Raw genomic sequence first — 8,675 nt, 5'->3', positions numbered from 1 at the left:
GCTGCGATATCTTCTTCGACCGCTTCGTCCCATAGATGGATTTGTTTTGCGGTGAGATGTTCGTTTTTACTGCCGAATTTATGCTTTTTAAACAGCGCCAGTTCATGCTCGTATTTTTGATTGAGAATAGAAAGATGCTGAACTTTGGCATCCAATTGCTGGTTTGATTTTTCTAATTCTTGATTTGATTGTGCCAGAGACTGATGCTGCATTGCCAACTGCTGGGTAAATTCCAGCAGTTGTTCATGGGTCAGTTGGCTTAAGTCAGGCAGCGTATTCATGATCGCAGTATGCCTGAGGTCATGACGCAGAGGAAATAGAACGTTTGGAGAATAGCAGAATAACCGAGCTTGGTTTAGAGCATTGTGACCACTTGCTGTCGTCCAATGCGCTGCCAGGGCAAACCCTGGATTAATGCCTGTAACTGTTCCGGGTTGAGGGCCACGGTTTCACCTTGGTGAACTTGAGCCCAGTGGAATTTTCCCTGTTCCAGCCGCCTGGCACACAGCCAGATGCCCAGTCCATCATGTACCAGCACTTTCATACGATGGCCACGTTTATTACAGAACAGGTAAGCACAATGCGGTTTAATGTAGCCAAAGGCTCTCACCACCTGAGCCATGACAGTATCCATCCCTGCTCGCATATCCAGAGGTTGGGTAGAAAGCCAGATTTCATCAATGCGGATCATGTTGCCAGTGCCTTGAGTAATTCTGCTAAAGCAGATATTTCTGATACTTGCCATTTCAAGCCAATTTCTGCTTTTGAGTGGGGTAAAGTAATTTGAACCTTTAACATGTCAGTAGGAGTAGGATCTAATGGTGCAGAGCAAGATAAGGCAATAAATGCAGGTTTATTCGGTAGTGGTGAGCGATCACTCCCTGGCTTAGCATCAATTAAGCGAATCCATTTGGATACAAGATTTGTATTCAATCCATGTTGCAAAGCGACCGAAGCAATTGAAACGTCCGGTGCTTTACAAGCCTGAACGATCTGCTGTTTAAATTCAGCACTGTATGTTCTTCGTTTTTTCGCAAGAGATGCGATGGATGTCTGGTGATTTGTAGTCATAAATTTTAGTCCCCACTTGTTTTTAAGTGGGGACTAAATTAAGGCTTATAGGATGAATTCATAAGGTGTGTTCAGCGGACGCTTACGGTAGATAAACAATTCTAGCCTGATATTGTGCTGCCAAATCATCGATCACTTTACCTTTATGTATCGATGCATTATCGAGGATGACCAAATAACGCTTAGCTTGAATGCTCTTGTGCTGTAAGCTTTTCAACAAATATTCCAACCAACAGACAAAAATATTCCGATCACATGAGCCTTGAAACACTAAAGGTTGAATAAACTTCAATGGAGCATTTGATCTGACAGCACTGATCATGCTGAGTCTCGTACCATGCCCACCTGACCTGAACGCATGACAGCGTTGTCCCTGAGGAGACCAGCCATATTCTGCGGTTTCATTGGTATTGATGCCTGATTCATCGATATAAAGAATGTGATCCTCACCATATTGTGCTTTCCATTGAGGCAAACACCATTCAAATACAGCACGACTTAATTTACAGGCTTGTCTGTAAAGGAAACTCTTTTTTTACGCGTCCAGCCCATCTTATTCAGAGCTTTTAAAATGACATGATACCCAACTGAATAACCGAAATGTTGTTCAAATAATGGGACCAAATCTTTAGCCTGAGTAAAGGGTGTATTTTTTATAAAATGCTCAAAAGCTCAGAGATCCAGAATCTTTGAGGGACGTCCTGCGTTTGGAGATTTAGGTTGTTTAAGTTGACCGGTCTGCTGTTCGAGTAAGATCCAATCGTCTAGAGTCGTTCGAGCGATATGAAAAAGCTCACAAGTCTTCGACTTATGCTGAGACTCTTTATAAAACTGCATGACTTTCTCACGCAGATCTACAGAATATGTTTTTGGCATGATCTTAAATTCTAGTATTTTTTGTATTGTAGCTCATATTAGGTTCTTAGCTATAAAGTCGTGCAATGGCATCGCAAGCTTCAGAAGTATTATGTATCCGTAGCGACACCAACACTACTAATCAACAAGTAGATGAACTTCCTGACTTACAAAGCCATCTTAGACAAACAAAAGATTGTATTTGATACGATATGACGATTGTTGCTGCAATACGTACTTATAGCCAAAACAAACAAGCTGAAATTGAAAAACAAAAGCAAACAGCAGAGCGACAGGCCTTAGAAAAGCTGTAAGCAGAAGGCGGTGAAAATTGGGCTGAATACAATAGTGCAGATGATTATGTTACTAAACAGAATCTTCTAAAAGGTGTATTACCAGCATACAAAGATGCATTAGATCAAGCACATTCATGGGGCATGGTTGGTACAGCATCAAGTGTTGAGTGCTGTACCACTTGCTGTGACAGGTGCGCTTGGAGGGCGAACCGATTACAGATTGCTACGAATGCGCTGGCACTGTATGCGGTGTAGCCACGACAAGTGTGGCAGCAGGTATAGCTAGATTGAAGTTTTAGGCTACACTTTAAAATAAATAAGGTATTGATATTTAAAAATATTGTAGCTAAAGGATGTGGTCTAGCTATACAACCATGGGATTCATGGCAGCTGCAATTCTAGCAATAGTAGGAGCACTATTAGTTGGAGCTGCAGTTTTTACAGGCAGAACACTGCTTCTAGATTGGCTTACGGAGTAGAGGATGAAACCTGAGCAAGAACAACGGTATGAATCGCCAAAGATATTATAAATACTCTTTCTTCAGTTCAAATGTCTATAGCAACATAAAACCATCCTAAAATATATAGTTCCCTTGATATAGGCTGACTGGTCAATATCTAGATTGTCTTGTCTCTTTATACAAGCATGTATTTCTTGATTGAGATAGGATTAGAGGGAACTTTATAAAAAATGACCAAAGGGTATCATGACTCAGTATTATGATGAAAACGCAGAAGTATTTTTCAATACGACTTATCAAGTCAAGATGGATGCTTTATATGTTCCGTTTTTACAGTATTTACCCAAGCAAGGACATATACTCGATTTAGGCTGTGGCTCAGGGCGGGATAGTCTAGCATTTAAAAAATTGGGGTATACCGTTACAGCAATTGATCTGTCTGCTGAACTCGTTAAAAAAGCCACTCAACTGACTGGCTTAAAGGTGCAACAAAGAAGTTTCTATGATTTAAATGATATTGAGCAGTATGACGGAATTTGGGCATGCGCCTCATTATTACACTGTGAACGTCATCGTTTAGATGATGTACTACAAAAAATGACGAATGCCTTAAAATCACATGGTGTAATGTATCTATCCTTTAAATATGGAGATTCTGATCGAGAACAAGCTGGACGAAAATTTACAGACCTTAATGAAGAGCAAACGGCAGTACACTTAAAGAATAATAGACAACTTAAATTGCTGAATCAGTGGATCACTGAAGACCAACGACCAGATAGAAACGAGCGATGGCTTAATTTATTGGTTCAAAAAATAATTTAAAAATAATGATGTAGACTCAATGAATCAATAAGACCGAATTTTTTGGTCATGCTACATTGATATTTATGAAGTAACAAACTTGTTTATTAGAAGATTATATAAATGTCTCAGTTTTATCATGAAGATCCAACCCTTGAGAGTTATTGGCGAGCGGTCATTTTATTTGGTCGTAATGTCGCGTCATATAAATTTGCTTTGGCAAAGGCACTCCATGAAGTAAGCCATCAACAGCAAACTATTATTCGATTAGAAGAGTTGGCGGTCCCTTTTAGTTATCATTTGTGTGAGCATTTGAAGCAAGTCGATAAACAAGCCACTTCAGCAAGCAGTAAATTTCTAGATTATTGTCGTCAGTATAATTCAGGTCAAATAGAACAAAAAAAGCTGATTGAAAAGACGGTGCAGCTAGGTTTTGTTAATGTGATTGATGCATTTCATAACGTACATAATGATGAATTGCCAAAACGCTTTTTTGAAGATGCGCGAAAAACGCATCAAGGCATTATCTTAACGGATGAGTTTTACCGCTTACGTGAACAAAGTCAGGTTGATGATCTATTGGAGGAAACAGAGGCAAGATGGCGTCTGGTCGAAACAGCTTGGGAGATGAATTTACCTAAGCATTTAGTGCAAATTGAATATGATCAAGAAGTTCTAATTGCCAATAATCAATTACGCCGTGTCAGTGTCACAAAAGCGAAATCAGCTTTAAATGGTTATCATCGAGGAACTTGTTTTTATTGTGGCTGTTCGATTAGCTTGGAGAGTTCCGATATAGATCGAGCAGAAGTGGATCATTTCTTCCCACATCGTTTAAGGCAATGTGATGCAACTAAACCGATTAATGGGGTAGCAAATCTTGTGCTGGCTTGTGTTGAATGTAATCGCGGTCCAGCGGGGAAATTCGATCATCTACCCCACCATGATTTTTTAGAAAAATTGCATACACGCAATGAATATTTAATTCAAAGTCATCATCCATTACGTGAGACTTTAATTTGTCAGACAGGGATCAAACCTGAAAAACGCCGTGCTTTTTTATATGAGGCCTACAAGTGTGTGACCCACACGTATCAGGCGAGTCATGGTTGGCGACCAAAAATTCAAACGCTTTACCTATCTCAATAGAATGAATGGATCAGTCTCTAATTTAAATGTCTAATTTTAATCATTAAGTTTCAATATTAGTATAGGCGTTAAATTTTTAACATCGTGATGATCATTTAGTTATGAAGATTCAAAATATAGCATTTGCTTTAATCGCCGGAGTGATGTGTTCAACAGCACAAGCTGCGATTGTTGTAAAGGATGCTAAAGGAAATATAGAACACTTACAAAGTGCTTTATTGAGTTTGCAAGCTAAAGCCACACTTTTGGGTTTTGCTAAAAATGAATATGATTTGGGTATGGCTTACTATGAGGGTAAACTTGTAAAACGAGATTCTCAAAAAGCTACTGAGTGGCTGTTTAAAGCTGCTCAAAAAAATCATGCCCCCGCAATGTTTACGCTTGGTAACATGATGCTTATGGGTGATGGCCTTCAAAAAAATGTTACGCTGGGCAATCAACTCATTCAAACTTCAGCCAACAAGGGATACGAACCAGCATTAGCCTTGCTTAACAGCAATGAAAAAACTACCCAAGAATCACAAAAACTTAAAATTACGCAAGTCAAAAATACTGCGATCTATAATGGTATGTGTTCTTATCAAGATTTTTACATACAATCTTTGGGCGATCGTGAATATGCAGCGCAACAAGGTAGAACAGTAGAAGATATGGAAGAATATGTAAAAGGTCCATGTAAGATTAACGTGATTTATAAGCCAAACAATGTTGTTGAAATCGCTGCTAAACTTTATGCGAACAATCAAAGCTATGATGCTTATATTTTAACAAAATTGAAAGACTCTTGTGATGAGGGAGAGTGTGGCATTACCCTCGATACAGATAGAACACATCTGAATGAATATGACAAAATCGTTCAATATGATGCTAAAAATAATGAAATTGAAGAAGAATATGCGGAAAAATTTCTAAAAGAAAAGATAAAGCCAAATCAATCTTATTGTTTCCAGAGCATGTGGGCACATAGTGGTAATAATTTCTGTTTGAACTTAGGAGGACAGAATGTTTATCAGCATGACAGGGCAGTGGGATATTAATATTGAAATTAATGGATTAGATTCAAGTGTGATTTTAACTCGCCTTGATAAGTATTCTCTGTTAAAGCGTGTGAAGTAATATACATGGATAGTGGTATATCGAGGGATATATTCACTATCCAATTGCGCTAGAAATATTAAGTTAAGCAGCTTTATCTCTACATGGGTCTGTAACTGCATCATGGCCACTACAAATCCAAGTTTTTTGCTGAGAGATGTAGCGTAGACCACGACCACACTTAGGACAAAGTTTCATGGTTTTATTACAATGAGGGTTGTTACATCGACTGACTGGTTTACCGTGTTCTATAGTTTCAATCGATGGGGATTCACATTCTTTACAAATACGTGGTTTAGCGATGCATATCTCACCTGAGGTACATTTGTAATATATACCATGGCTAGACTCGAGCTTTCTTAAGTAACCATGACTACACAAAGGGCATTTAAACTGTTTGCGATGATGGCTAAGAAAGGCATCTGAGGTGATATTAATTTGATATTGGGAGCCAAGCAGCTCTGTAATAAAATCAGATGGAGCTAATGGGTCTGCGAGCAGGAAAACTTGCTTTTTGGCACGTGTGAGCGCTACGTAAAATAAACGTCTTTCTTCTGAATTTGGATACTGATCTAATACTGGCAATAATGCCTCTACGATACCTTCTTCTTTATTTTGGCTTGGGAAGCCGAGTCGACCTTGAGAAAAGCCAAGTAGAATACAATGATCTGCTTCTAGCCCTTTAGAGCTATGGAAAGTCCAAAAGTTGATACGATTTATATCGATTCCATGTTGTTTTAAATATTGTTTGGCTGCCTCCCGATGTTTTTTATAACGTGCCATGACTGCAATACTGGCATTTGCATCCTTGGTTTGAAGGTCTTGAATGATCTGTAGTACTTTTTGCTCTAAATCATTTGATGCTTCGAGTAAATGAACTGCTGACTGTTGTGTTTGGGTATGCGTAGAAATATTTTTAATGTATTGCTCAGGATTTTGCATGACAAACTTTCCTGCCGTGTCTGCAATACTATTATTATAACGATAGGTTTTTTCAAGCTTAGACAGGGCGTGTGAACCCATAATGTCTTGGAAACGAGTGGTTAATTCTAGTTTTCCCCCATTAAAACGGTAAATAGATTGCCAGTCATCACCCACTACGGTCAAGCTTGGTCTAGGTCCTTCTTGAATGAGTGCTTTAATCAAATCCATACGTGCGGTAGAAATATCTTGAAATTCATCGACTAAAATGTATTTCCATGAGGGAATAAAGCGTCTAGATGTAATCAGGTCTGTAGCATCGACAATCATACTATCAAAGTCAATACGACCTTCACGCGCTAGTTTTTGTACATAGTCTTGATGAAGTTGATTCAACAAGTTCGCGTAATTTTTTGCATAAGAGATTTTATGTTGTTGTAATCTTTCTAAAATGCCAGCCTCATTTAAACGTTCGGTACGAATTGCCTGTAAGCATTTTACATAACGTCTAACATTATTCATTAAAACCCCTGTAGTTTCTAGGGCAGTCATGATCTCTTGTTCGGATTTCTTAATATATCGAATTTGGTTTTGATCAAGTAGTTCAGCTAATCTATTTTCTAAGTTATTTTCGAGCCAGTCGTAATGATAGGTCTCGATGAGCGTTGTACCCATTTCGGCATGTAATTTTCTTTTGCTTTTAATGTCTTGGTTATATTGCACACGATCAATATCAGCACGCGTATTGCCTTGCCGATCAATACCAAAATGCTCTAAATAAATATCAGCTTCTGTGAGGTAAAAATCAGGCTTATAGTCAAAGCCGAGTTCAATGCGACGTTTAGTGACATATTTAGGCTCATATTCATAAGCTACATTATGGATGAACAACCAGTTAGCGATAAGCAATTCTTGGTAGCCACGGACACGTTCTCCTTGTAGCGTGCGATATTCATTGTCACGGACATAGGCATCATATTCCGCTTTGCTTTTAAAATTAAATACATTTACAGGCTCATAGCTGAGCTCTAAAAATGTGAACAGGTTGCTTGGCGTATGCAGTAAATAATGTTTCATCCATTCAGAGACCCACACATTTAACTTGTGTTCATCTTCAGCGAGCGGTGAAATGGCTACAGAATGCTCACACTGCTTTAAAATCGTTGAGCCTAAAGCGTGGAAGGTGAGAATCTTAGGTTTTTTATGCAGTTTTATACCCGTACCAATGATCCGTTTCTCCAGTCGTTGGTTGAGTTCCTGAGCTGCTTTACTGTTATACGCCAAAATTAAAATTTCTTCCGGCTCAGCAAGCTTAGATTCAATTAAATCTAGGGCTTTAGCCACCATGACCGAAGTTTTGCCAGTGCCCGCAGCTGCAAGCACCAAATTATAGTCATCATTACGAATAACAGCTAAACGCTGTTGTTCGGTTAAAGGGTTGCTTTCAACTTTGTCAAAAAACTCTTTTTTATTGTTTAATGCTTTTTTTTCAAAGCAAGCGCGTGCATATGCAGCTTTTTCAGTAATCGGATAGAATTCAAGTATGTGTTGAATTTTTTCTAGGCTGTCTGGTGGTAAATGTTGTTTAGCAGTATCTACTTGAGTTAAAAACTTTTGACATACAGGATCAACATGCTGTTTTAAGGTGTCTAAATCACTTTCTCTTAAATACTGATTCACAATTAAATGTTGAACCAAAGCAAATGATTGTTGAATGTGTAAATCTAAGTATTGAGAAACGGCCTGATTTAGATAGGATACAAGATTATCCATACAATTGGCTGGCAGCCAAGTGAGGTCTAAGCGATTTTTTTGCGCCGTGAGGGATAGTTTAGAGTTTAAAATGGATTTTTGAGCTTGAGGGTATGTCTCAATATCTTGGTATACAATTTCTTTAATTTGCCCATTCTTATATTCAATTTTTAGTCTATCGTCTTCGAGTTGAAGGTTTCTTATATTGCTAAAAAATTGACCTAAAAATTTAGGTTGAATATAAAACTGAGGCATAATTGTCCCTAATCGC

At 38.4% G+C, this 8,675-nt stretch carries 8 protein-coding genes; 3 read left to right on the top strand and 5 right to left on the bottom strand.

What is annotated here, in order from left to right; translation table 11 throughout:
• From AC5YCI_RS12860 to AC5YCI_RS12845, 4 genes are all read right to left on the bottom strand, one after another.
• On the bottom strand, window positions 1–281 hold a 281-nt coding region (locus AC5YCI_RS12860; RefSeq protein WP_496175161.1), incomplete at its 3' end, for an IS66 family transposase.
• 74 nt (window positions 282–355) lie between these two features.
• Complete coding sequence (tnpB, locus tag AC5YCI_RS12855) at window positions 356–691, bottom strand: IS66 family insertion sequence element accessory protein TnpB (protein ID WP_164709242.1); 336 nt, start codon at window positions 689–691, stop codon at window positions 356–358.
• Window positions 688–1,071 carry an IS66-like element accessory protein TnpA gene (gene tnpA / locus AC5YCI_RS12850; protein ID WP_218999213.1) on the bottom strand — a complete coding sequence of 128 codons (384 nt, stop codon included), beginning with the start codon at window positions 1,069–1,071 and terminating at the stop codon, window positions 688–690. Before tnpA ends, tnpB begins: the two co-directional genes overlap by 4 nt.
• 82 nt (window positions 1,072–1,153) lie before the next feature.
• Window positions 1,154–1,546 carry an IS630 family transposase gene (locus tag AC5YCI_RS12845; protein ID WP_496175620.1) on the bottom strand — a complete coding sequence of 131 codons (393 nt, stop codon included), beginning with the start codon at window positions 1,544–1,546 and terminating at the stop codon, window positions 1,154–1,156.
• Window positions 1,547–2,929: 1,383 nt separating this feature from the next.
• Between AC5YCI_RS12845 and AC5YCI_RS12840 the strand changes: the two genes are divergently transcribed.
• The 3 genes from AC5YCI_RS12840 to AC5YCI_RS12830 all read left to right on the top strand — a co-directional run bounded on the left by AC5YCI_RS12840 (window position 2,930) and on the right by AC5YCI_RS12830 (window position 5,673).
• A complete protein-coding gene (locus AC5YCI_RS12840; protein ID WP_496175619.1) occupies window positions 2,930–3,508 on the top strand; it encodes a class I SAM-dependent methyltransferase in 579 nt (192 codons plus the stop codon).
• Between the two features lie 102 nt (window positions 3,509–3,610).
• Window positions 3,611–4,636, top strand: a complete 1,026-nt coding sequence (locus AC5YCI_RS12835; protein ID WP_496175618.1) for an HNH endonuclease family protein — start codon at window positions 3,611–3,613, stop codon at window positions 4,634–4,636.
• 101 nt (window positions 4,637–4,737) lie between these two features.
• Window positions 4,738–5,673, top strand: a complete 936-nt coding sequence (locus tag AC5YCI_RS12830; protein WP_496175617.1) for a tetratricopeptide repeat protein — start codon at window positions 4,738–4,740, stop codon at window positions 5,671–5,673.
• 142 nt (window positions 5,674–5,815) lie between these two features.
• On the opposite strand, the gene AC5YCI_RS12825 is transcribed toward AC5YCI_RS12830, so the two are convergent.
• Complete coding sequence (locus tag AC5YCI_RS12825; protein WP_496175616.1) at window positions 5,816–8,659, bottom strand: UvrD-helicase domain-containing protein; 2,844 nt, start codon at window positions 8,657–8,659, stop codon at window positions 5,816–5,818.
• Between the last annotated feature and the right edge of the window lie 16 nt (window positions 8,660–8,675).

The organism is Acinetobacter sp. CY17 (genome assembly GCF_059515825.1).
The sequence above is the reverse complement of the archived record's forward strand: the minus strand, read 5'-3'. Positions and strand labels throughout refer to the sequence as shown.